Annotated in this window: 19 protein-coding genes; 9 read left to right on the plus strand and 10 right to left on the minus strand. The window is 59.5% G+C overall.

Translation table 11 applies throughout. The annotated features are described in order from the left end of the window. The first annotated feature begins 35 nt into the window (after positions 1-35). Together BN1188_RS13920 and BN1188_RS13925 are read left to right on the plus strand one after the other, a co-directional pair. A complete protein-coding gene (locus BN1188_RS13920; RefSeq protein ID WP_040262053.1) occupies positions 36-1,583 on the plus strand; it encodes a hypothetical protein in 1,548 nt (515 codons plus the stop codon). A gap of 8 nt (positions 1,584-1,591) precedes the next feature. Then, positions 1,592-3,271 carry a coiled-coil domain-containing protein gene (locus tag BN1188_RS13925; RefSeq protein ID WP_148485257.1) on the plus strand — a complete coding sequence of 560 codons (1,680 nt, stop codon included), beginning with the start codon at positions 1,592-1,594 and terminating at the stop codon, positions 3,269-3,271. Between the two features lie 208 nt (positions 3,272-3,479). Here the strand turns inward: BN1188_RS13925 and BN1188_RS22175 are convergent, their stop codons facing one another. Both BN1188_RS22175 and BN1188_RS22180 read right to left on the minus strand, forming a co-directional pair. After that, the gene (locus BN1188_RS22175) at positions 3,480-3,872 is read right to left on the minus strand and encodes a recombinase family protein (RefSeq protein ID WP_325062742.1); all 393 of its coding nucleotides are present in this window, start codon (positions 3,870-3,872) and stop codon (positions 3,480-3,482) included. Beyond that, positions 3,854-4,081 carry a recombinase family protein gene (locus tag BN1188_RS22180; protein WP_052469278.1) on the minus strand — a complete coding sequence of 76 codons (228 nt, stop codon included), beginning with the start codon at positions 4,079-4,081 and terminating at the stop codon, positions 3,854-3,856. Before BN1188_RS22180 ends, BN1188_RS22175 begins: the two co-directional genes overlap by 19 nt. 141 nt (positions 4,082-4,222) lie before the next feature. On the opposite strand from BN1188_RS22180, the gene BN1188_RS13935 reads away from it, so the two are divergent. Continuing rightward, positions 4,223-7,042 carry an autotransporter family protein gene (locus BN1188_RS13935; protein ID WP_040262054.1) on the plus strand — a complete coding sequence of 940 codons (2,820 nt, stop codon included), beginning with the start codon at positions 4,223-4,225 and terminating at the stop codon, positions 7,040-7,042. A 220-nt stretch (positions 7,043-7,262) separates the two neighbouring features. On the opposite strand, the gene BN1188_RS13940 is transcribed toward BN1188_RS13935, so the two are convergent. Further along, on the minus strand, positions 7,263-8,021 hold the full coding sequence (locus tag BN1188_RS13940; protein WP_040262055.1) for a substrate-binding periplasmic protein: 759 nt from the start codon (positions 8,019-8,021) through the stop codon (positions 7,263-7,265). Between the two features lie 325 nt (positions 8,022-8,346). Between BN1188_RS13940 and BN1188_RS13945 the strand changes: the two genes are divergently transcribed. After that, positions 8,347-8,778 carry a response regulator gene (locus BN1188_RS13945; RefSeq protein WP_040262056.1) on the plus strand — a complete coding sequence of 144 codons (432 nt, stop codon included), beginning with the start codon at positions 8,347-8,349 and terminating at the stop codon, positions 8,776-8,778. Beyond that, a complete protein-coding gene (locus BN1188_RS13950) occupies positions 8,775-9,668 on the plus strand; it encodes a sensor histidine kinase (protein WP_052469279.1) in 894 nt (297 codons plus the stop codon). Before BN1188_RS13945 ends, BN1188_RS13950 begins: the two co-directional genes overlap by 4 nt. A 158-nt stretch (positions 9,669-9,826) precedes the next feature. On the opposite strand, the gene BN1188_RS13955 is transcribed toward BN1188_RS13950, so the two are convergent. From BN1188_RS13955 to BN1188_RS13970, 4 genes are read right to left on the minus strand one after another with little or no spacing between them, the layout of a single operon-like run. Next, positions 9,827-10,558: a class II aldolase and adducin N-terminal domain-containing protein gene (locus BN1188_RS13955; RefSeq protein ID WP_040262057.1), complete on the minus strand. Its 732-nt coding sequence runs from the start codon at positions 10,556-10,558 to the stop codon at positions 9,827-9,829. A 47-nt stretch (positions 10,559-10,605) separates the two neighbouring features. Next, entirely contained in the window at positions 10,606-11,439 is an 834-nt protein-coding gene (locus BN1188_RS13960; RefSeq protein WP_040262058.1) for an ABC transporter substrate-binding protein, read from the minus strand. Positions 11,440-11,460: 21 nt separating this feature from the next. Further along, a complete protein-coding gene (locus BN1188_RS13965; protein WP_040262059.1) occupies positions 11,461-12,333 on the minus strand; it encodes a phytanoyl-CoA dioxygenase family protein in 873 nt (290 codons plus the stop codon). A 30-nt stretch (positions 12,334-12,363) separates the two neighbouring features. After that, positions 12,364-13,881, minus strand: a complete 1,518-nt coding sequence (locus BN1188_RS13970) for an amino acid ABC transporter permease/ATP-binding protein (RefSeq protein ID WP_040262060.1) — start codon at positions 13,879-13,881, stop codon at positions 12,364-12,366. Positions 13,882-14,362: 481 nt separating this feature from the next. Between BN1188_RS13970 and BN1188_RS13975 the strand changes: the two genes are divergently transcribed. Further along, positions 14,363-15,283 (plus strand): LysR family transcriptional regulator, encoded by a 921-nt coding sequence (locus BN1188_RS13975; protein WP_040262061.1) that lies wholly within the window; start codon positions 14,363-14,365, stop codon positions 15,281-15,283. A 111-nt stretch (positions 15,284-15,394) separates the two neighbouring features. On the opposite strand, the gene BN1188_RS13980 is transcribed toward BN1188_RS13975, so the two are convergent. Then, on the minus strand, positions 15,395-17,503 hold the full coding sequence (locus tag BN1188_RS13980) for a TonB-dependent siderophore receptor (RefSeq protein WP_232430928.1): 2,109 nt from the start codon (positions 17,501-17,503) through the stop codon (positions 15,395-15,397). Between the two features lie 206 nt (positions 17,504-17,709). Between BN1188_RS13980 and BN1188_RS13985 the strand changes: the two genes are divergently transcribed. Then, on the plus strand, positions 17,710-18,231 hold the full coding sequence (locus BN1188_RS13985) for a hypothetical protein (RefSeq protein ID WP_040262062.1): 522 nt from the start codon (positions 17,710-17,712) through the stop codon (positions 18,229-18,231). Here BN1188_RS13985 and BN1188_RS13990 read toward each other — a convergent pair. Both BN1188_RS13990 and BN1188_RS13995 read right to left on the minus strand, forming a co-directional pair. Next, a complete protein-coding gene (locus tag BN1188_RS13990; RefSeq protein ID WP_052469280.1) occupies positions 18,228-19,040 on the minus strand; it encodes a sugar phosphate isomerase/epimerase family protein in 813 nt (270 codons plus the stop codon). The genes BN1188_RS13985 and BN1188_RS13990 overlap by 4 nt on opposite strands. 227 nt (positions 19,041-19,267) lie before the next feature. Further along, on the minus strand, positions 19,268-19,525 hold the full coding sequence (locus BN1188_RS13995) for an HP1242/YdcH family protein (protein ID WP_040262063.1): 258 nt from the start codon (positions 19,523-19,525) through the stop codon (positions 19,268-19,270). A 130-nt stretch (positions 19,526-19,655) separates the two neighbouring features. Here BN1188_RS13995 and BN1188_RS14000 point away from each other — a divergent pair, with 130 nt between their 5' ends. After that, complete coding sequence (locus tag BN1188_RS14000; protein WP_040262064.1) at positions 19,656-20,033, plus strand: 5-carboxymethyl-2-hydroxymuconate Delta-isomerase; 378 nt, start codon at positions 19,656-19,658, stop codon at positions 20,031-20,033. Positions 20,034-20,191: 158 nt separating this feature from the next. Then, positions 20,192-21,820 carry a phosphoethanolamine transferase gene (locus BN1188_RS14005; protein ID WP_040262065.1) on the plus strand — a complete coding sequence of 543 codons (1,629 nt, stop codon included), beginning with the start codon at positions 20,192-20,194 and terminating at the stop codon, positions 21,818-21,820. Positions 21,821-21,849: the final 29 nt, after the last annotated feature.

The following is a 21,849-nucleotide window of genomic DNA, read 5'->3' on the forward strand; positions in this document are numbered from 1 at the left end:
GGCGCCTCAGCCCCCATTTTTTTCAAGGAACAGGTATGCAACCGACCCTGACCGAGTTGAAGGAACAGCGTCTGCAGAAGTTATTCAACGATTGCCAGCAGCAGGTGATTGCCCAGATCATCGGGCCGTTTGGCTTGTCTACCGCGATGTTCGAAGACCGCAATGGTGGCAATGTCACCACGGTACACAATTTCGAGAACGCGGGCGCCGATTATGTGGCCGAGAAAGACCAGAAAACTTATGCGGCTTCCCGTGAGGCCTACGACCGCAGCAAGCTCAAAGATATCAAGCAGAGTGTCAAAGACAACCTCAAGGCCCCAGGGGTCGACGGCTATACTGGCAAACAGGTCGATCCTGCCCATCTGGAAGCCGACCATGTCACGGCCTTGAAGAAAATCCACGGTACGCGCAAAAACCATCTGGCCTACAACACTGGCGAAAACCTTGATCGCCTGAGCGAAGTGGCGAACAACACCGAGAACTTGGTTGCGACCCATCGGGAAGTTAACAACCCCAAGCGCGCCAAAGACATTCTGGAATTTGCTGATGAAGTGGTCGATGGCCAAACCCAGGCCGAACGTCTTGACCTCGACCGCGAGCGGATGAGCGCCGCCAAGGCACGTTCGGAGCAATATCTTGAACGTACGGCGAACCGGGCCATTCTCGTCAAGCAAACCGGCGAGGTGCTTAAAACCGGTTTTCAGCAGGCGGCGCAGATGGGCTTGCGACAGGCCTTGGGTGTGCTGCTCAATGAACTGGTCAACGGCCTGTTCAATGAAATCAAGACGCTGATCAAGCACGGCGTCGAACAGGGCAAAACGCTGTTCGACGAGATTCGTCAGCGCCTGGCGGGCGTGATGGCGCGGGTGCTAAAGAAAATCCCAGATGCCATCTCTCAGCTGTTCCAGGGCGGACTCAGTGGCTTTATGAGCAACTTGCTGACCTTTGTGCTGAACGGTTTCGTATCGACGGCAAAACGCTTTGTCACCGTCATCCGCGAAGGGCTCATTGGGCTGTTCAAAGCCTTCAAGATCATTCTGTTTCCCCCGGCGCACCTCACTGCAGAGCAGGCTTTGCAAGAAGGCCTGAAATTGCTAAGTGCGGTCGTGATGTCATCGGTGGGCCTGCTGCTGCAGGAAACCGTGAAAACCTTTATCGCCAGCGTCCCGTTTTTGCTACCGGTGGCCGAGATTCTGTCTTCAGCACTGATCGGCACACTGAGCGGATTATTGTCGGCGTTCATTGCCTATCAGATCGACTGCCTATTCGATCGCCACGGCTACGATGAGCGCTTTATGGATGAGCTGATCAGTGGTGCCCGCAGTGGTGAGGTCTTTGCCCATGGGCTGCTTGAGCTGTCGGATAGCTCCTTGCGCAATGTCGGGGCCTATAACCAATCGATCGTGCTCTACCAAGGTATCGGACAAGCCTACGGGTCTGCGGGTCGTATGGCGGACGCTACCCTGGCCAGCCTTGAGCGGACAGTCACCCAGACCCACGAGCAGGTCGCGAAAAGCGTTGCAACGATCGAGTACATCGCATCGAGCCAGCGTGATATCGAAGATTTTCTGGGAACGCTTTGAATATGGAAATGAACAACCGTACGGCCTCGCGGCAGGATCTACAGATTGTCGAGGCTTTCTCTTCGGTGAGTGTGCCGGAGCAGATTGTTCGAGAGAGCAATATCAAAGAACTGGTGAAAGGGATGACCGACGCTCAGGCATCGGTGCAGTCCACCGCAAGCAAGCTTGAACGTGCCCGTCGCGAGCAGAAGGAAGGTAACTGGTTTGGTAACTTGCTGAATGACAGAGCGGATGCGGTGCAGGACGCACAGCTGGACTTGAACAAGTCGATTGGCAGCCTGACACAGAAGTCTTCGCAGTTACTGATCGTCAACACCGCGATCTCCAAGATGCTGTATGACCAGCAAGGTGTACTGCAGCAACAGCAGCATGTCTTGAAAAACCAGGCCGATACGCTAACGGAGCAGAACGGAAAGATTTTCCAGCAACAGCTGCTTCTAGAAAAGCAACAGCACGCAATCAATGCAGCCAACGAAGGCTTGCTGCAAGCTAAAGGCATCAGCCAGGAGCAAGCACAGAAACTGGTCGGTTGCGTTGTGCGCGTAACTGAGGCCGAAAAGAGCATCCAGCAAGCTAACCAGCGGCTGAGCGACAGCGTCGATCATCGCCTGCAAGTGTCTAGCGAGGATTGCCTGGCCCAATTGTCTGAGGGGCTGGCAGCACGCGATCAATATTGGCAAGCCACCGAGCAGCGCGTGCAGGAGGCCTTAGTCGCGCAGGATACCCAGCGTCAGCATGAACAGGTAGCGCTGCGTGAACAACTGACAGTGTTTGAAGGGCATCTGCAGCAGCAACTGCAAAATAGCGCGCAGGCACTAGAGTTCAGCCTGGCTGCTCAGCAGCAGGTTGTGCAGGGGCTGGATAAGCGTTTTGTGGCACAGGTTGCAGTGTTGCAGCAGTCGGTTGCGGTGACGGCCCAGCAGGGCCTGTTGGCGGTTGAGCAGGCACGTGAGGCCTTGCAGGCAGACGATGCGCAGTTGGCGCTGGATCTGGCGGTTCTGCGTGAGCGACTGATCGCCCTCGACAAGGTGTTCGAAGAAAAGCTGCAAGCCAGCGTGCAGATGCTTGAGTCCGCTGTAGCTGCGCAGCAACAGGCTGTCGAGCATTTGGACGAGCGCTTCGTCGCGCAGATTGACGAGGTCCAGCAGGCCCTCCAGGCGTCTACCCAGCACAGTCAGCTCGCGGTGGAGCAAGCGCGTGAGGCCTGTGAAGCAGGTCATGCACAGTTGGCGCAAGAGCAGTCAGCCTTGCATGAACAGCTGGCTGTGCTGAAAGGCCTGCTGGCATCGAATGTGGACGCGCAACAGCAGACACTGAGGCAAATGGATGAAAATTTCACCGCGCAACTGAATCGAGCTCAGCAGTCTGTTGCGGCCTCGGCCAAGCAGGGGCTGGTTGCGGTTCGCCATATGCACAAATTGGTCACCGAGAAGGTCGAGGCGACTTGCCAGACTCTGGAACAGTCAATTCAGGCACAGGGTGAGAGCTTCACGCAGTCAGTCGAAGAGCTTGTGGCTGAGCTTGGCGCAGCCTGTAAAACTCTGTCGGATCAGCAGTTGCAGGTGAGCGATCTGCGGCAGGCGCTAAAGCGGAGTCAGCAACGGCACTGGATGGGTTTGCTGGGGGTAGGAGTGTTGGCATTGGGGCCACTGGTTTGGCAGGCGGCGCTATATTGGTTGAAGACCTGAGCGGAAGGCTTATTATTTCACGATATGGTCGCTTTATTGCGAAATGCTATGGATGAAGCTTGCGCAACCATCCGGGTCATAGATGGGCCATTAAGCCATGATGGTTTGAGCACTCAGCGGCACCACAATAACCGACGCTTCACCAGCGTGCCGCTTGGGCATTGGTGGCAGTGGTACGAATGCGGGAAATGGGATGGTTGTTGGGTATTCAGAAGCAGGCTTTTGCCGTAGTAGGTGTCATGGCACACCAAAGCTTAGGCCTAACGACAGCATAACGCGGCGGACTTGCATGGGTGACCAGGGACTGTCGTGCCTTTGCCCGATTTTGATCAGTGCGGCCGCGCCTCAATGTGGCTGCACAGTTGGCGACCTTTTTTATTGATTCGGTCTTCCCGCTATCTGCGTCCCTTTTTAGCGCGGCCAACGTGTCCTTCGTACGACCCGCAATAAATTCCCGCTCTTGCTGTGCCAGGGCCGCGAACAGATGTAGCTGGAAATTATCAGCGTGAGGCATAGGCGCGACCTTCAGAGTTGCTCGCTTCATTAGACCTGCAATGTGCTCGACGTCCCGGCTTATCCGATCTACCTTCGCAACCAGCAACGGCAGGCCCAGAGCAAGTGCAGCCTTACACTGAGGACGATCAGGGGGGCAATCGTACCGCTTACGGTTTCAATATACTCCGCCACGGTCATCCACCCCTGCTGACGCGCAGCTGCCTGCACATAGTCGCGTTGCGCCTCCAGCCCCAGACCTGATTTTTCTTGAGCGCTAGTGCTGACGCGAAGATACGTGACTACCTCGTAAACCATTACTTTCGTCTGGTGAACATCCCTAGCTGCTAGGCAGCACTAATCATAACGCATCGTGAACCCATTGCCCGTCCAGGCATGTTGACTTTGTCCAATTGCCCGCTATACCCAAGGTTTGCATCCATTGCACAGGGTACAGTCATGAATCGCTACCTTGGCCAACGCACGCAGCTAGGGCGCCTGTCAGGCCATCACCCTTACCCTCCGCTGTGTCGTTTGAGCCTGGCGGTGATGGTGGCAATCTGTGGATTGCCTTCGGACGACGCAATGGCCGAAGGCTGTGACCGCCGAACTACAGTGTTGGGAGGTAGGAACGACACCGCCTGTATACTCGATGACGGTGAACAGCTGCAGGTTGGCCAGGGGGCTGAGTTGAGCGTACCAGGTAACTCAGCCGTGACGCTTGGCCCAGGCGCCAACGCTAGACAGATACTCAACAATGGTTTGATTGCTGGCCGGGGAGGGCTGGTGCTGACCGATGCCAGCCTCAGCGGGAAAGTATCCAACGGCAAGACCGGCGTTATCGAAGGCTCCGAGGCCGTTGTGCATATTGTCAACAGTACCGTGGGCAGCTTTGCCAATGCCGGCAGGCTTTCGCTGGCGGGCGGTCCGGAAGTAAACCTTCCGGCAGTACTGATCGAAAATAGTACTGTCAACGGCGATATCAACAACACAGGGACCCTGGAGGTGGTCGATGAAGCTACCTATCCGGCCCTCTCCATTTCTCGCAGCCGAATCAAGGGCGATATCAAGCATAGCGGTTCCATTGATGGCTATTACTACGGGTTGTCTATTGAACAAACCACGGTGGATGGCTCTTTTCGCAACAGCGGCAGCATCAGCGCGGGTGCAGCCGTAAGAATCTACAGCTCAAGTTTTGCAGGCGACTTCGTCAACAACGCCGAAATAGGCAGCACCTTCGCTTTGATCAATGTCCGCATCGGTGGCAACTTCATCAACACAGGTGACATCGACGGCGGCGACTTCGCGGGCATCCGGGACAGCCATATTGCGGGTGACGTCATCAATACCGGCACATTTGAAGCCGGCTCGAGCGCGTACATCCGTGCCGACATTGGGGGGCGCCTGGTCAATACCGGCGTCCTTTCAGGGGGAGCCTACTCGTTCGGTATCTCCGGGGAAATCCGTGGCGGCATCTACAACAGTGGCGTAATCGTCGGCGGCTGGGACTTTTCAAGTGCACTGTCGATCGGTGCGCACACACCCATCCTGGTCAATACCGGGACCATTTCCAGCTCTTCCGAAGCCTTGAGGATTGGCGAGGGGGCTCAGATCGGTACGCTGATCAACAGCGGTACCATCAGTGTGTACGACGAATACGGATTTGGAGCCTCCCTCCTGATCAGCGAAGGCGCTCAAGTGGGCTCGGTACAGATCGTGGGCGACAGGGCGCGGTTCGACGGGAGGGTGCAGGCTCCCACGGTCCCGTTTTTTGTCAATCCGAAGGCCACCTACCGGCTGCTGCCCAACGACGTATTCGAAGTGCGCTCACTGACCAACCAGGGGACCCTGATACTGGCCGCGCCTACGAATGCTGACGCAGCGGTGCCAGCGATCATTGGTGATTACAACCAGGCGGCCGAAGGGGTGCTGCGCGCCGAGGTCGTTGATACCACGCATTATGGCCAGTTGACAGTGAGCGGTACGGCTACGCTTCCCACGCAGGCCCGGATCGACATCGACCTGAGCCAGGCCACGCAGCCCCTGGCGCCAGCTCAGCTGCAAAATGTAGTGAGCGCCGGCACGCTCGTTTCCGACGGTACTTTCAAGGTCACCAGCAACTCCGCCCTGTTCAACTTCGGTGCGGTCAAGGACGGCAATACCGTTGATCTGACCCTGGCTGCCAAAAGCTCCAGCGGCGTCTCCGATGCCGCCAGCGCGACCGGGCTCCAGCATGCTGCAGGGGCGGCGGCCGTAGTGGACCGGCAACTCGCGCTGGGTACGGCCAGTACGCTTACCCCATATTTCGTCGGTGCCAGTAGCCAGGCTGAAGTGGCCGCCACCCTCGCGCAAAGCGTGCCCTTGGACAACAGCGCGCTGCGCACCAGCCAAGCCGCGCTGTCAGCCATCGGCCAGGCCGTGCAAGGCCGCATGAGCCTGGCGGGCCCCGGCGGCAGTAGCGCGGGATTGTGGCAGCAGTCGTTCAGTTATAGCGGGAGCCGCGCCGAGGAATCCGGTGCCACCGGGGGCAACGTGATTGGTGTGGACACTGCGCTCTCCTCAACTCACCGTGTGGGCCTGGGTTTCGCCTATGCCAACGGTAACGCCAGTAGCGTGTCCGGCAGCCAGCAACGTGACCGGTTCGACCTCTGGCAATTCCTCGGTTACAGCAGCCACCGTCTCGACACCAATACCGAATGGATGCTGTATGGAGGCGCTGGCAACCGCCGCATGGAGGCCGAGCGCACCCTGCGCACCGGCGCGGGAGCGGGCACCGCCCATGCCCGCTACGATAGCCTGGTCGCCACCCTGGGTAGCAGCCTGGCGCAAACCTATCGCCTGAGCGACACCACTCACTGGATGCCTTCCGTGCGGCTGGATTTCAATCACGTGCATGAAGGCAGCTACCGCGAGCGCGGCGCAAGCGGCCTGCAACCCTTGCTACTCGATGTCGCCGCCCGCGATACCGAACAGTTGATCGCAGGCTTCGATACTCGCCTGGAGCACCAGCTTGCCCCGGGTACCCAGCTGCGGGCCAATCTGGGCATCGGCTACGACCTGCTCAACGCCGACGGCAGCCGCCGGGCCGCTTTCGAAGGCGCGTCTGACCAGCCGTTCACAGTCACCCCCGAGCGTGCCAGCCCGTGGTTGATGCGCGGCGGAGTAGGGGTGACAAGTACGTTCAGAAATGGAAGTGAACTGTCGTTGGACTGGGACACGCAGAGCCGAAGTGATTACACGGATCAGACCGCGACAGTGAGCATGAAGGTGCCTTTTTAGCGACGACCGCAACCGCGCAAGAGTGCTTGACCCACCAGGGAATTTCGAGCGCTGTCGTTAAGGTGCATGCGCGCTATCAAGCCGAAGCCCGCGAGGCAATAGCGAAGCGTAAGGCAACCAGGCACGGCATTTTGAATCCATTACCGAATGGCAAAGTAATATGCTTTGTTCGAGGGAATAAGGCTCCCCATGAACCATTCCTCCGGCTCGGGGAAAGCATTCATTGCTCACTCGCCGGTTCATACTGAGCCTGGATGCGTTTCAGCTCCCCGGATTCACGCAGTTGCTCCAGCGCGGCGGCCCATCTGGCCACGACGGCGTCGTCCGAATCCTTGCTGAAGGCGATGTAGAGCGAGGAGCGGTAAAGCTCCACGGGTATCTGGCGCAGCGTGCCGGGAGGAATGCGCAGGCTGCGGCTGTAATGATCAACGCCTGCAGTGCTGTCGCCAACGATGATGCCGGTGCGGCCCGTGAGCAGCATCAGGTAGAGCTGGACATTTTCTCCTGCACTGGGGTCCAGGTTTTCAAAGCCTTGCGCCATCATCCGCTTCTGTATCAGGCCGGCGTGGCGGGTCGTTATCCGCGGAGCGCGCAGCAGTTCGCTCATGGAATTGACCTGCGGTGCCGAACCGGCTAGCTGGTAGGGGAAAATGGACACTTCCGCAATCGGCCCCACCCACTTGTACAGGGACTCTCGCTCCGCTGTTCGGAACAGAGAATACATGATGGTCCTCGGCCCCTTGCTGAGGGTCAAGGTGCTGCGCATGCTGGGAAGCAGTGTTATTTCAAACTCATCTCCCGTGCGTGTCATGATGGCCCGAACGATATCCGTCGCCATACCGGTGAGACGTTCATGCTCGAGATAGTTGTAAGGTGCCCACTCCTCAGTGACCACGCGATAACCTTGTGCTACAGCGCAGGTGCTGGAAGCAGCCAGGAATAGAGCGAGCATTATCGTGACCAGCGCCGAATGGATCATATGCCCTGCCTGAAGTGCGCCACAGAATCCACGTTGCGCCTGAACGCGCTAAAAGGATAGACCATGGTCTTTTCTGCGACGCCCGCTCTGTCTGGCTACGAACGGTCACTATTGGCGCCAATCTCAGGCTGAAGCCAGGGGTAACGGCCCTCGGTCCGACTTCGATCCGGCCGTTGAAGATGACAGCCTGTAGCGCAATCTATCGGAGCAGCCTCCTGGCAGGCCGGCTTCATTTGTCACCCACTCGGCCTTCTGTCAACATAAAGGCCAAGTGTGGCAGTCAGCTATGTCTGCAATCCCAAATGCCCTTTCTACGCTGAATACTATGCGCATTCTCCTGATCGAAGACGACCCTATCCTGGCCCTCACCTTTGCATCCACCTTGGAGCAGGGTGGACATGAGGTGCTGGGAATCGCTTACACGGCCCAGGAAGCATACGACCTCGCATCGGCTCACTCAGATGCGCAACTGGCCCTGGCAGACGTCAACCTCAACGGAAAGGACGAAGGCATCGAGGTCGTGCGCGACCTGCGTATGCGTTTCGGCATACCCGCTTTGTTTGTCAGTGGTCAGGTCGCCGTGGTGCAGCAGCATGCGCACCTGGCGCTAGGCCTGATGAAGAAACCCTTCCCGCCAGCGGATTTGCTCAAGGCGGTTCAAGCGGTTCGCCAGGATGCGCAAGCCAGCCTGGACGCGCAGGCGCTTCCACCTGCGTTGACGCTCTATGCTCGTTGCCCGATAGGTACTGCTTCATGAGCGACTCGAACCTGCGGCAATTGTCCGCTCCCGATATGGGGGAGCAGGAGTTTCGCGAGCTGGCCGATAATGCCCCGGTCATGATCTGGCGCTCGGGTATCGATAAGCAGTGCGATTGGTTCAACAAGCCCTGGATCGAGTACGCCGGCCGGTCCATGGAGGCGTTGCTCGGTTACGGTTGGGCGGAAGATGTCCATCCGGAAGACTACGACCGCTGTGTCGCTACCTATGTGGCCGCCTTCGATGCCCGTGAGTCTTTCACCATGCCTTACCGGCTACGTCGCAGGGACGGCGTGTACCGCTGGTTCCTCGATAATGGCGCTCCCTATTTCCGCAATGGGAGTTTCGCCGGTTACTTCGGCAGCTGCATCGACATCACCGAGCAGCGCGAGCTTCAGGAACACCAGCAGGTGTTGCTCGCGGAGTTGAATCACCGGGTCAAGAACAACCTCCAACTGGTCATGGCTTTCCTGCAACTGGCGGGCGCCAAGGCTCACGGCCAGGAAGCGAGAGATCTGCTCGAGACAGCGATCAACCGCATTCAAGGCGTCGGGCTGGTTCAGGATTTCCTGCATCAAACCACAACCGGGGAAGTGGACCTCGCGCACTACCTGCCCAGCCTGGCCCAGGCGGTACTGGATGCCGGAGATGGCGGTGGGTCGAGCCTGGTGACAGACATGCAAAGCATCTGGGTTTCCTTCCCGCAGGCTTCGAACCTGGGGTTGGTACTCAACGAGCTCATCACCAACTCGCTCAAGCATGGTGGCCCCTCGGCGCTGCCTATCAAGCTGGTCCTGCGTCGCGAAGCCGGCGGTGATGTTGCGCTGACCGTCTCGGATGCCGGCGTTGGCTTTGCCGAGGGCACGCTCGTGCCCGGTAGTCACCGATAACAGGGTACTGGAATCATCGATGCCCTGGCGAGGCGGCTCAATGCCGTGGTCCAGCGTTATAACGACAACGGGGCTCATGTACGGTTGGTCTTCCCCGTCAGCCTGTAGCCGGCCTGGCAGAGGGCACGCAATGCCCTCGCCGGCTGTATCGGCGTAGCTCAATCCAGTACCGACGGATCCCGCTCGATCATCAACTGCTTCATTTCTTCGAAATGCTGCTGTGAAAAGTCGGTGATCCGCTCCCAGGCCTTGGCGGTTTTCTCCGCCACATCATCGCTCAGCACCCGCAGTGGCTGCCCTGTAGACCAGGCGGTAACCAGGATCTGGCAGGCGCGTTCCAGCGTCCAGATGTCATCGAAGGCCTCGCCAATGGTTGGCGCGGTGACCATCACGCCGTGATTGCCCATCAGCAGGCGGCGCTTGCCATCCAGCAGGCTGGCGAGCCGGGCGCCTTCGGCTTCGTTGTCCGCCATGCCTCCATACAGGTTGTCCACGGCGACGCGGTTGAAATAGCGCGCGGTGTTCTGGTCGATGGGAGGCACCCGAGGTTCGGCCAGGCAGGCGACCGCCGTGGTGTAGACCGGATGCAGGTGCAGGACCACCCGCACTTCGGGCAAGCGCTGATGCAGCTGGCCATGGATGCACCAGGCTGTGGCATCCACGTCCGAGCGCTCGGCGCAGGCCGGGTCATCGGCGTCCAGCAGCAAGAGGTCACTGGCACGGATGCGTGAAAAGTGTTTCCACTTGGGGTTGAGCAGGAAGCGCTTGCCATCGGCGGAAACGGCGGCGCTGAAATGATTGGCTACGGCCTCGTGCATGCCCAGGTGAGCGATGATGCGAAAGGTCGCGGCAAGGTTGATGCGGGTGCGTTCTTCCAGGGACAGTCCCATCACGGTTCTCCAGGCCTGTGGTCTGCGCGCAGGCCTTGTCGGTCATTTCAGGGCTTGGGCATCAGAGCGGCGATGTCGGCTTCGGTGGGTGCCTGGAAGTTGTATTTCTTCAGCAGGGCGGTATATTCCGGCGTCGCGCTGTAGGTTTTCAGGGCATTGACCAGGGCGTTGCGGACCTCGTCGTTGCCTTTCTTCACGCCAAAGCCGTTGAGCACCGGATAGATCAGGGTTTCGGAGGAAATCACGACCCGGTTGCCCAGTTTCTCCACTACGCCACGGGCGACGGCGGCATCCGTGATCTGGGCTTCCACGGCGCGGGACAGCAGCGCCTGGGTGGTCTGTGGGTCGGTGGCGTATTCGCTCAGGCTGATGGGCGGCAGGCCATTCTTCAGGCAATACTCATCCGAAAGCTTGTGTAACTGCTGAAGCCAGGACGTGGCCCCCATGGAGCCGATCTTGTGGCCACAGAATTCTTCCGGCGTCTTGGGTTGGTAATCGCTGCCCTTGAGGGCCATGATGGCTTCGCCGCTCTTGAGGTAGGGGATCATGTCGATCACCTTGAGGCGGTCTGCCGTGATGTACATGGACGAGTTGGTAATATCGAAGCGCCCTCCTTGCAGGCCAGGCACCAGGTTGGGGAAGCGCGTATCGATGTTCTCGGCGGTGCGGCCCATGACCTTGGCCAGGCCGTCGAGGAATTCCACGTCGAAGCCGGCCGGCTTGTTGTTATCCATGTACTCGTAGGGGAAGAACGTCAGGTCCGAACCGGCGATGATCTTGCCCGGTTGCTGGAACGCCGAGGCACCCAGCGAAGCGAGGGCCACCGTAGCGGCAGTGGCAGCCGTGGCCCATTGGCGAATTGTCTTGCTTGAGAACGTCATGGAAGTGCTCCTTGGAAGGGATTAGGCGGCTGGGAGGTCCATGCCGGCTTGCTGGACGAAGAAAGAAGCGCCTCGGGGTTTTTCTGGCAGCCGCAGTTGGTTGGGGGTAGTGCGCACCAGGCCGCTTTCCCGGCCCGCCACCAGGCGACCGTAATGCCGGCTAGGCAACGGGTTTTCTCCGAAGGGCAGGGCGTCCTCGGCGGCATAGACGGTGATGAACAAGGTACGCGGCAGCTCGGTTTCATTCGGGCTGGAGGCGTGCAACAGCCGTGTGTGCATGAAGCACACCGAGCCGGCCGGGCCGTAGCAGGCCATCGGCTGCTGGCAGTGTTCCTCCACCACGGAGGCCTCCACGGCGCCGGTGAAACGGCCATCGTGCCAGTGCGACCACAACGGCCCCTTATGACTGCCAGGGATTACCGTCAGCGGACCATTCTCCGGCGTCACCTCGGTCACCATGAGCAGGGCGGTGACCAGGTCGTCGTTGCTATGCGGGGTAAAGGGGAAATCCTGGTGCCATTTCACCTGGGTAGCGGTATGGGGCAGCTTGGAGTTGATCTTGCTGTGGTGGAAGCGCGTGCCGTTGCCACCGATCAACTGGGCGGCGATCTCCGCCATGCGCGACTTCATTGCCGCCTGCTCGCAGGCCGACGAGATTTCCGTTGGCGAGCTTACCCGGCGTAGGGAAGGGTGGTCTGGGCGGTGGTCGCGCTCAAGGTCGAAGCGGGCACGTCCGTCGAGGGTTTCGCCCCAGCCTTGCAGGTGGCCGCGGCTTTCCTCGACCCACTGGTCGAAGTCCTGCCGCAGGGCGGTCAATTCGTCCACGCCGAGCACGCCTTCCACCACCAGGAAGCCGTCTCGATGAAACTGTTCAATCTGCCATTGCTCGATCATGCTGTTTCTTCTCCAAAGCGAGTGGGCCGTTCAGGCCAATGACACATCCTTGAGGAAGGCCTCGACCCTGGGATGTTGGCCGTTGCGCAATACCTGGGGGGCGTCATCGCACACCACCCGGCCTTTTTCCATGAACACGATGCGGTCCGAGACCTTGAAGGCGAAGTTCATCTCGTGGGTCACTATCACCATGGTGATGCCGTCCTGAGCCAGGGCTTCGATGACCTGCAACACCTCGTTGACCTTCTCCGGGTCAAGGGCCGAGGTAGGCTCGTCGAACAGCATGATCTGCGGGCGCATCATCAATGCCCTGGCGATAGCGACCCGCTGTTGCTGCCCACCGGACAACTGGTGCGGGTATTTCCAGGCGTGTTCGAGCATCCCGACCTTGTCGAGCAGGGCATGGGCTTGCGCCTTGAGTTCGCCCAAGGGGGCCAGGCGGTGATAACGCGGTGCCAGAAGCAGGTTGCCAAGCACAGTGAGGTGCGGAAACAGATTGAAGCTCTGGAACACCATGCCTATGTTCAGACGATGCTTGGCATCCTCTACGAAACGGGGTTTCTGCGCGCCTTGCCGGGAAAGGTGAATGAACGGCTGGCCATTGATCCTGATTTCACCGTTGTCGATCTGCTCCAGGCCGTTGAGCAGGCGGATGAGGGTGGTTTTTCCTGACCCCGACGGGCCGATCACCGATACCACCTCGCCGGGCTGGATCTGCAGGCTGACCGCGCCCAGCACTTCCACATTGTTATAGGCCTTGTGCAGCCGCACGGCTTGCAACGCTGGCCCGGCCCCGGCTACCGCAGGGCGAACCAGCGCCACTGGCGAGGCAGGCGATACCGGCGGTACGGCAGCCGCTCGCAACGGTGCCTTGCGTTGGGTGACATCCAGGAAGCGCTCGAGCTGCTTGAGCAGGAAGTCGAATACCGTGACTATGGCTACGTAATACACGGCCACTGCGGCCATGGTTTCCATTACCAGGAAATTCTGCGCGTAAAGCCGCTGGCCCACCATCAGGATCTCGGTAAGGGAAATCACCGACACCAGGGAGCTCAGCTTGACGATGGAAATGAATTCGTTGGCCAACGAAGGCAGCGCGACCCTCAGCGCTTGCGGAATCACCACTCGGCCCTGAATGCCTAGAAAGCGCAAGCCCAGGGCCCGTGCGGCTTCGGCCTGGCCCTTGGGAATCGACAGCAGGCCGCCCCGGTGAATCTCCGCCACATAGGCGGCTTCGCAGATCACCATGGCGATCAGCCCTGCCCAGAACGGATCGGACAGCACTCGGGATGTGAAAGGCAGTGCCTGAGGCAGGTTGTAGATGAATATAAGCAGCACCAGCAGCGGCACGCTGCGGAACAGCCATATGTACCCTCGCGCCGGCAAGTTCAGCAGCGGGTGAGGGGATTGCTTGGCCAGCGCCAGGCCAAAGCCGATCACTATACTGATCAGCCAGGTCAGGGCGCTGAGTTTTATGACAGTCCAGGATGCCAGCCAGAACTCAGAATAACTTAGCAAACCAACCATGTAGTTCCAGTCAAATATCATCGCTACTGTGCTCGACATGATCAATTGAGGTAGGTGCTGGCTGTGGACAGTCGGAGTTCGTTCTCCAGTGCCAGCGGTAACTCAAGAATCCCTGAGCGTGACGGGTAGCGTCAATTAGTAAATTTTCGAGAACTGGATAGGAGGCTGCTATGCAGCGGACTGAAATGCAAAAGTTTTAATCAGTGATCTTCGGCTGGTTTGTTAGATAATGCCCTACTTGGGCGCATGATCCATTTATCGTGCCCAGGGGTGCAAGTTTTTGGTGCGCGATAATGGGCAGGTGCAACGTGTTGGTTACCGGCTGAAAAGCGCAATGACGGGGTGGAAAGCGCCACGGAGAATGCCGGCAAGGTCTTATGGGTGCCGGGTTCGGGCGTGCCGGATTCCCATCGCCAGGGGCCTACGCGCAGGCTCCGGTGCTCTGGCATGAAAATCGCTATCCTGTTCAGGAGGGATATGAAGCCAGAGGCTGCTGACTGTAGTGACGCACTTTACCTTGAAGCAGCTGCGATACTTCATCGCAGTGGTGGAGGAAGACAGCATCGTTGAAGCTTCACGAAAGCTGCATATTTCCCAACCCTCCATTTCTGTGGCGATCAAAAATCTGGAAGATGCGTTCAAGCAACAGCTGTTCATACGCCATCATGCCCAGGGTGTCTCTCTTACTTCCAGTGGGCGGCGCGTCTATGAACAGGCGCGTGAACTTCTCAGGTTATCCAATGCTCTCGAGCAGAATGCCCGGGCGGAAAACGAGATAGTATCGGGCACTGTTGCCATTGGCTGTTTCGAGTCGGCCGCGCCCTTATATATGCCGAAGTTGGTGGCGGGCTTCAAAAGGCTGTACCCGGAGATCACCATCGAACTCTATGATGGTGAACAGCACGAGCTTATGCACGGGTTGCACCGTGGCCGCTTTGACCTGGCCTTCTTGTATGACCTGGAGTTGGGAGACTCCATTCACAAGGAACGCCTCAACGCCCCTCATCAGCCCTATGCCCTGTTGCCCGCAGCCCATCCGCTGGCGCGTCAGCCAGCGGTGACCCTGGAAGCGCTCAGCCATGAACCCATGGTGCTGCTGGATGTGGTGCCCAGCCGCAACTACTTCATCGACATCTTCAAGGCCAAGGGTTACCACCCCAAGGTAGCCTTCAGTTCACCGTCCATTGAGATGGTGCGTTGCATGGTGGGCCAAGGGCTGGGCTTTTCCGTACTGGTGACCCGACCCTGCACCGGCATGACCTATGACGGTGAACAGCTGGCGCAACTGGATATCATCGACCAGATGCCCGCTTCTACCCTGGTCATGGCCTACCTGCGCAACAATGAGCCTACCAAGACCACACGCTTGTTCATGGACTACTGCCGTAGCGTGGAGCTGTCCCCGCCAGCCAGGCGGCTTTAGCCCGCGGGGCTCGGTGAGGGGGTGCGTGGACGGCAACCCATGAAAAAGCCCCCTGTCCAGCCAGGGTGGGGCTGAGCAGGGGGCTAGGTGCTGCAAGCGCGTTAGGCGGTATCAGTACTTCCAGGTCACCGAGGCCGTCAGGTTGCGTGGCGCGCCGTAGCTGCTCTGGGTCTGGCTATAGAGCGAGCGCAGGTACTTGCGGTCGGTCACGTTGTTGAAGTTCAGCGCGGTGCTCCAGTGCTGGTCGATCTCATAGCTGGTGAACAGGTCGACCAGGGCATAGGCGTTCTGGTGGATCGCGCTGTTGCTGTCGTTCTCGATCTTGCTCTGCCAGCTCAGGCGCGTCCCTACCCGAGCCTTGGGCAGCATGGGCAGGCGATAGCTCATCAGGCCGTGGAAGCTGTGCACGGGCACATACTTGCGGCCTTGGCCGCCCTCGGCATCCTCGATATGCACGTAGGTGTAGCCGGCCAGCACGTCCAGGCCCGGGTAGGCTTCGCCGGAGGCTTCCAGCTCGATGCCACGGCTCTTGTAGTCGGCGCTGTCATACCGGTACTGGCTGCCTACATAGTGCCCATTGGACGCAACGTTGCTTTGTTCCGTCTTGAACACCGCGGCGGTCAGGTCCAGCTTGTTGTCCATCAGGCTGCCTTTCATGCCCACTTCCAGGCTTTTCCCCTCCAAGGGATCGAGCAGGCGATCATCGTCTCCATAAACGGCGTACTGTGGGTTGAAGATCTTTGTCCAGCTGGCGTAAAGCGCCCATTGCTTGGTCAGGTCATACACCAGGCCGGTATAGGGCGTGACCTTGCCATGCTCGTGCATGGAGTGATCCGAGCCGTAGCTGGTGCCCGAGCCATCGGCGCTGAGCATGCGCGCGCCAGCGATCCAGTGCAGGTCATCGGCCAGGCTGAAGCGGGCGCCGGCGTAGACACTCTTCTGGGTGTCTTCGAAGTCTTGGGTATTACCGTCCTTGGTATAACCGAAGGTCGGAGTCGGCGTGGTACCGGCCAGAATGCCGGCGAAGGAAGTATAGTAGTAACCATCTGCTGCCTCATCCCACTCGCGAGCCGTCTGGTGAGTACGCCCATAGGTAGCGCCCAAGGTCAGCTCATGCTCACGGCCGAACAGAGCGAACGGGCCGGAAAGCTTGGCCTCGCCGATGGCCTGATTGGCCTTGGCCGAGGTATCGGCGGCAAAGACCAGGGCCTCGTCACCATTGAGGCCGGCCACGTAGAACATGTTGGTGTCCTGGTATTCATGAATACCCGTGACGGTCAGGGTGGCGCTCCAGCCGTTGTCGAAGGCGTGCTGCAGTTCAGCGAAGGCACGCTGGGTATGCATGTTCCAGTAGGTCCAATCCTGGCCGACGTTGGCGCTGCGGCTGCTGTAGTGCAGCAGGTTGCCGCTGTCGTCTACCAGGGGCAGGTTGCCCCAGGTGCTGCCGTTGGAATCGCTGTTGTGCTGGGAGAAACCGACGGTCAGGGTGTCGCGGTCGCTCAGGTCGAAGGCCAGCAGGCCGGCGGCCACGTTCTTTTCGTGGCTGTAGCGGTCCATCCAGGAATTGCCCTTGTCATGGGCGTAGATGAAGCGGCCCCGCACGTTGCCGCTTTCAGTCAGCGGGCCAGAGACATCCACATCGATGCGCCGGCTGTCCCAGGAGCCGACGCTGCTGTCTATCCGCGCCTGGAAGGTCTCGGTGGGGCGTTTGCGGATGAAGTTGACCGACGCCGAGGGGTTGCCGGTACCGCTCATCAAACCGTTGGCACCGTGGAGTACGTCGATCTGCTCGTACTCGGCCATGTCGATGTCACCGATCAGGGTGAACTGCGAGAACGGCATGGTCATGCCGTCGTACTCGAAAGAGCTGATGTCGAAGCCTCGCGAGGTGAACTCGGTGCGGTCGGTTTCGCTTTGCTCTACGGTCACCGAAGGCGCCGAGCGCAGGGCGTCCTTGATGCCGTTGATCTTGAAATCGTCCATCTGCTTGCGGGTGATGGTGGTGATGGCCTGGGGCAATTCTTTTTTCTTCAGGCCCAGCTTGGTAGTGCTGGTGGCCGGTTTGCCCTGGTACTCCTTGGTGATGCCGTCGTCCTCATCGCTGGTAACGCTTCCGGAAACCTGGGTAGTCGGCAGGTTCACGACCTCGTCGGCGTGGGCAAGGGGCAACGCACTGCAGGCTCCGGCCAGCAGCAAGGTAGCAGGGAGGCGGGCTTTCAAGATCGCGATTCCTAAGGGCGAATGAGAATGCGAGAATTTTGCAATAACATTCAGTATTTAACTAGATGTTACACAGCTGCGGCTGACATTTTTTTCACGAAATTTTCCGGAAAATTGAGCTCGGCCGTCCCTGCCCACACTCCAGGTGCCCCATGCCACTGCATTTGGTAGTCTGCGCCGATCGATTCCTTGGGAGATTCTCGCGCATGAAAGCCCCCTGGCTAGCGCTCTGCCTGCTGGCACTGCCTGCATGTTCCGCCTTTGCCGCCAAGCCTGCCGCCAAGGCGACGCCTGCGGCGGCGGAGCAGGGTTTGCCGCTTACGCCTGTGCAGCTGCAAACCGGCATGAAGCGGTTCATTCAGGAGGAAGCCGATTGCCGCTCAGTAAACTTCGAAAAGGTCAGGACCCAGAAAAACGGCGCGATGATCCGGCAGAAGCTGGAGCGCGACGGGGCCGATATCGACACCGCCATCGACGTGTCCAAAGCGGGGCAGGTCGCCAATCTGCGTCTGCAGGCCGATACCAAGGACCCTGCGCACCTGACAGTCATGCTTTGCGCCACCTATGCCGCCATGCGTAGCCTGCAGCCGGCGCTCGAGCGTCCCGAGCTGGCCAGGCAGGCGGCCTTGGAGCTGTGGCAACAGGCCCAGCAGGGGACTGTGACCAAGACCTTCCATGGGCAGAGCTTCCGGGCGCAGATGTCGCCTTTCGAGGTGAACGCCTTCTAGCCGGCAGCGTACCCACGCCAGCGTTGCGCGCTGGTTCGAATCTGTTCGTCCAGCGTAGCCCGGTCCGCTTCGGTACCCGGCGCGCGGCTGGGAGTGAGGTGCGGCAGCACCAGCTCGATCGCCACATCCCCCTTGAACCCGTTGGCGCGCAAGGCCTCGTGCTGAGCCTTGAAGTCAATATGCCCAGTGCCGATACCAGCTCGCCCACTGTCCGAAATATGGTAACCGCCCAGGTTTGGCGCCAGGCGGGAGAGGGCGGCGATCGGGTCCGGTTCATCGATATTCATATGGAAGCTGTCCAGGATAAGGCGTAGGTTGCCACTGCCGATCCGCTCGATCAGTTCCAGCGCCTGGGCCGAGGTATGGATCAGCGGCACCTCGTAGTGGTTGCACACCTCATACAGGGTAGGCACACCTCGCTTGCAGGCATAGTCATCCACGGCCTGGCAGGCATCGAACAGGCGGCGCCAGGCGCTTGCGCGGTCGGGACAGTTGCGGGTCCATTGAGAAAGACCTTGCAGCGTGACTGGCACATGGCCTACCTGGGCGGCGAAGTCGACGACCTGGCGGTAGTAGGCAATGGCACCCTCGGTGCTCGCGCCATCAGGATCCTTGGGCGCGGCGTTGAAGGGGTCGATGGCGATGACGCGTATTCCCGCTTCCATCGCTTGCTCGCGCAAGGCCTGGGCTGAAGTGTTCCGATGATCCCCTGCATATTGCACACCTTCCAGCCCCAGGGCGCGCACCCGGCGCATCAGGGCAGCGGGATCGGTTAGGCTCAGGGTCCACGAAACCACGCTCAACGTCATCGGTTTGCTCCTTGTCATTGAAGGGGCTCGGCGCAAGTGCCGGGCCAGAGCCTTTCAAGCTTTGGAGAAAGCCGATCGGCAGCCGTTCCGTCAGGCTGCGTTCAGAGGAGGATCGTAGAAAGTTTGCCCTGAGGTCGAGGCCGCATTGGGCCAGGTAGTCGCGCGAGCAGTGCACCGCGCCTCGCTATCTGTCCCGGACGAGGCGCGGCTGGCAGGCATGACCGTTATCAGAAGTTCTTCGCCGCACCCTGAGTGCCAGGGTAGTCGATCTGCTGGACGATCTTGTCCTTGAGGCTGAGGCGTTTTTCCTTCAGGCGGCTGACCGTGTCGTCATCGGCCGAAGCGTTCTCCGCGTCCACCACCTGACGGTCGATATCTTCATACTGGTTGATCAGGCTTTGCAGGCGGCTGTCGGTCTGCAGCAGCTTGGCCACCTCTTCCTTGGATTTGCCCAGGTCGGCATAAAGGTTGTGAGTAACAGGCATCGCTTCACCTCGTGCTTGTGGATTGAACGGAGCATAGTCGTGGCTGATGACTGTTGGACCCTCCCAGGGCGGTCTTTCGTTCCCGCCGTTAGGCTATGCTGGATTACCAAACCTGAATCCAAGGACACCCATGCCCCATTTGCATCTGGAATACACCCGCAACCTCGCCGGCCTCGACCCTGAAAAGTTGCTGCTCAAACTCAATCATGCACTGATGGCCAGTGGGCAATTCGCCAATGAAGTAGACATCAAGGCGCGAGCCATCCAGCTCGATCATTTCCGCGTAGGCATAGGCCTGGGCGAGCGCGGTTTCGTCTATGTACGCCTGGCGATCCTGGCGGGACGTTCCAGCGAGATCAAACAGAAGCTCTCGGCAGACCTGCTCGCCGCTCTGCGCGAAGGCATCGCCTTGCCACCTGGCGTGGATGTGCAACTGGGGGTAGACATCGTGGACATGGACCGGGATGCCTACGTCAAGTGGCGCGGACGCGCCGATGTCGCTGGCTGACAGGCCCGAAACATGAAACTTTCATTGATAAGTAATCAAGGTTTCATCGATTAAGGCACCAAACTTCGCACAGGCATATTTTTCACGAAAGCTTGATAGTTGCGGCTCTAGAGTTCGCCCAGCTCGGTTGGCGAGCACTGTCTGGCGAAGTGAAAGATATGTTGAAGATCAAACCTGTGCGACCTGAAGTGCTGACGCTGACGGCCAGTGCCTGCCTGTTGGCCGCGTTCAACCTTCCACTGTGGCAACACTTGGGCAGCATTGCCCTGGGTATCCGCACGCCCTTGATCGCTGCCTTCGGCCTCTTGGTGGCGGCTGCGTTCAACCTAGTGCTGGCCTTGCTGAGCGGGCGCTGGACCCTGAAACCCTCGCTGATGTTCCTGTTTCCGCTCAGCGCCGCGGCGGCCTGGTTCATGAACCGCTACGGGGTGATGATAGACGCCGGCATGTTTCGCAATGTCGCGGAAACCGACCTCGCCGAGGTGGTTGACTTGCTGTCCTGGAAGTTTGGCTCCTATATGCTGCTGTGCGGAATCTTTCCCGCGCTCGTGATTTATAAGTTGCCGGTGAATTATCGCGTCGGAGTTTCCGGCGTAGTGTCCCGTTTATTGGTGGCGGTTGTCAGCGCAGTGCTGATGGCCGTTATCGCCTTGAGCAACTACCAAGGGTTGGCCTCGCTCTTTCGCAACCATCATGAGTTGCGGTTGTTGGTAGTGCCAAGCAATGTGGTTGGCGCCACCATCGGTTACTTGGGCGAGCAGCTCGCTTCGGCCCGGCATCCCTTCACCACACTCGGCATTGACGCTCACAAGGCGTCAATTTGGGCCGCGCATCACCGGCCTTCGTTGACGGTACTGGTGGTCGGTGAAAGCGCGCGCGCCGATAATTTCTCCCTGCTGGGCTACAAGCGTGAAACCAATCCGGAACTGACGCGGGAAAGCGGCCTGCTGGCTTTTTCCGATGTTCGCTCCTGTGGCACTGAAACGGCGGTGTCGGTGCCCTGCATGTTTTCCAACCTTGGCCGACGCAACTATAGCGCGGCCCAGGCCCAAGCGCGGGAAGGCTTGTTGGATGTACTCGCCCATGCCGGCCTGAAAGTGCTCTGGCTGGACAATCAGTCCGGCTGCAAGGGCACCTGCGCGCGGGTGGGCTACGAAAACCTCAGTGGGCGCCAGGATGCCCGCTATTGCGACCACGAATGCCATGACGAGGTGTTGCTCAGCGGGCTGCCGGCCTTGCTCGACAGCCTCAAGGAAGACACCGTTCTGGTGGTTCACCAGATGGGCAGCCATGGGCCGGACTACTTCAAGCGTTACCCGGCCGGCTACGAGCATTTCAGCCCGGTGTGCCAGAGCAACGACCTGGCCGCCTGCTCGCGGGAGAGCATCATCAATGCCTACGACAACAGCATCCGTTACACCGACCACATACTGGCCAGCCTGATCGACACGCTGCGTAGCCGCCAAGGCGAGGTGGACAGTGCCATGCTCTATCTCTCGGACCACGGCGAATCCCTTGGCGAGTACAACCTGTTTCTGCACGGCACCCCCTACATGCTCGCGCCTGACCAGCAGAAGCATGTGCCGCTGCTGGCGTGGTTCTCCGACGGGTACCAACGCAGCTTCCAGCTGGACCAGGCCTGCCTGGCCAGGCGCCAGGGCAATGCCTACAGCCAGGACAATCTGTTCCATTCGATGCTGGGCCTGCTGCAGATCGAAACGAGCGTCTATAGCGCTTCCCTTGACCTCTTCGCCGGCTGCCGAGGCCTGACGTCGAGCCAGGGTTAACGATCCCTGTGCCGGGCGATATATACTGC

The sequence above is a fragment of the Pseudomonas massiliensis genome, from assembly GCF_000826105.1.
GTDB lineage: Bacteria > Pseudomonadota > Gammaproteobacteria > Pseudomonadales > Pseudomonadaceae > Aquipseudomonas > Aquipseudomonas massiliensis.

Coding starts and splice junctions, on each gene's coding strand:
- BN1188_RS13935 (WP_040262054.1), top strand. CDS start 4,223: ATGAATCGCTACCTTGGCCAACGCACGCAGCTAGGGCGCCTGTCAGGC.
- BN1188_RS13955 (WP_040262057.1), bottom strand. CDS start 10,558: ATGGGACTGTCCCTGGAAGAACGCACCCGCATCAACCTTGCCGCGACC.
- BN1188_RS14005 (WP_040262065.1), top strand. CDS start 20,192: ATGTTGAAGATCAAACCTGTGCGACCTGAAGTGCTGACGCTGACGGCC.
- BN1188_RS14000 (WP_040262064.1), top strand. CDS start 19,656: ATGCCCCATTTGCATCTGGAATACACCCGCAACCTCGCCGGCCTCGAC.
- BN1188_RS13940 (WP_040262055.1), bottom strand. CDS start 8,021: ATGATCCATTCGGCGCTGGTCACGATAATGCTCGCTCTATTCCTGGCT.
- BN1188_RS13965 (WP_040262059.1), bottom strand. CDS start 12,333: ATGATCGAGCAATGGCAGATTGAACAGTTTCATCGAGACGGCTTCCTG.
- BN1188_RS13960 (WP_040262058.1), bottom strand. CDS start 11,439: ATGACGTTCTCAAGCAAGACAATTCGCCAATGGGCCACGGCTGCCACT.
- BN1188_RS13950 (WP_052469279.1), top strand. CDS start 8,775: ATGAGCGACTCGAACCTGCGGCAATTGTCCGCTCCCGATATGGGGGAG.
- BN1188_RS13920 (WP_040262053.1), top strand. CDS start 36: ATGCAACCGACCCTGACCGAGTTGAAGGAACAGCGTCTGCAGAAGTTA.
- BN1188_RS13970 (WP_040262060.1), bottom strand. CDS start 13,881: ATGATATTTGACTGGAACTACATGGTTGGTTTGCTAAGTTATTCTGAG.
- BN1188_RS13990 (WP_052469280.1), bottom strand. CDS start 19,040: ATGACGTTGAGCGTGGTTTCGTGGACCCTGAGCCTAACCGATCCCGCT.
- BN1188_RS13985 (WP_040262062.1), top strand. CDS start 17,710: ATGAAAGCCCCCTGGCTAGCGCTCTGCCTGCTGGCACTGCCTGCATGT.
- BN1188_RS13995 (WP_040262063.1), bottom strand. CDS start 19,525: ATGCCTGTTACTCACAACCTTTATGCCGACCTGGGCAAATCCAAGGAA.
- BN1188_RS13925 (WP_148485257.1), top strand. CDS start 1,592: ATGAACAACCGTACGGCCTCGCGGCAGGATCTACAGATTGTCGAGGCT.
- BN1188_RS22180 (WP_052469278.1), bottom strand. CDS start 4,081: ATGGTTTACGAGGTAGTCACGTATCTTCGCGTCAGCACTAGCGCTCAA.
- BN1188_RS13945 (WP_040262056.1), top strand. CDS start 8,347: ATGCGCATTCTCCTGATCGAAGACGACCCTATCCTGGCCCTCACCTTT.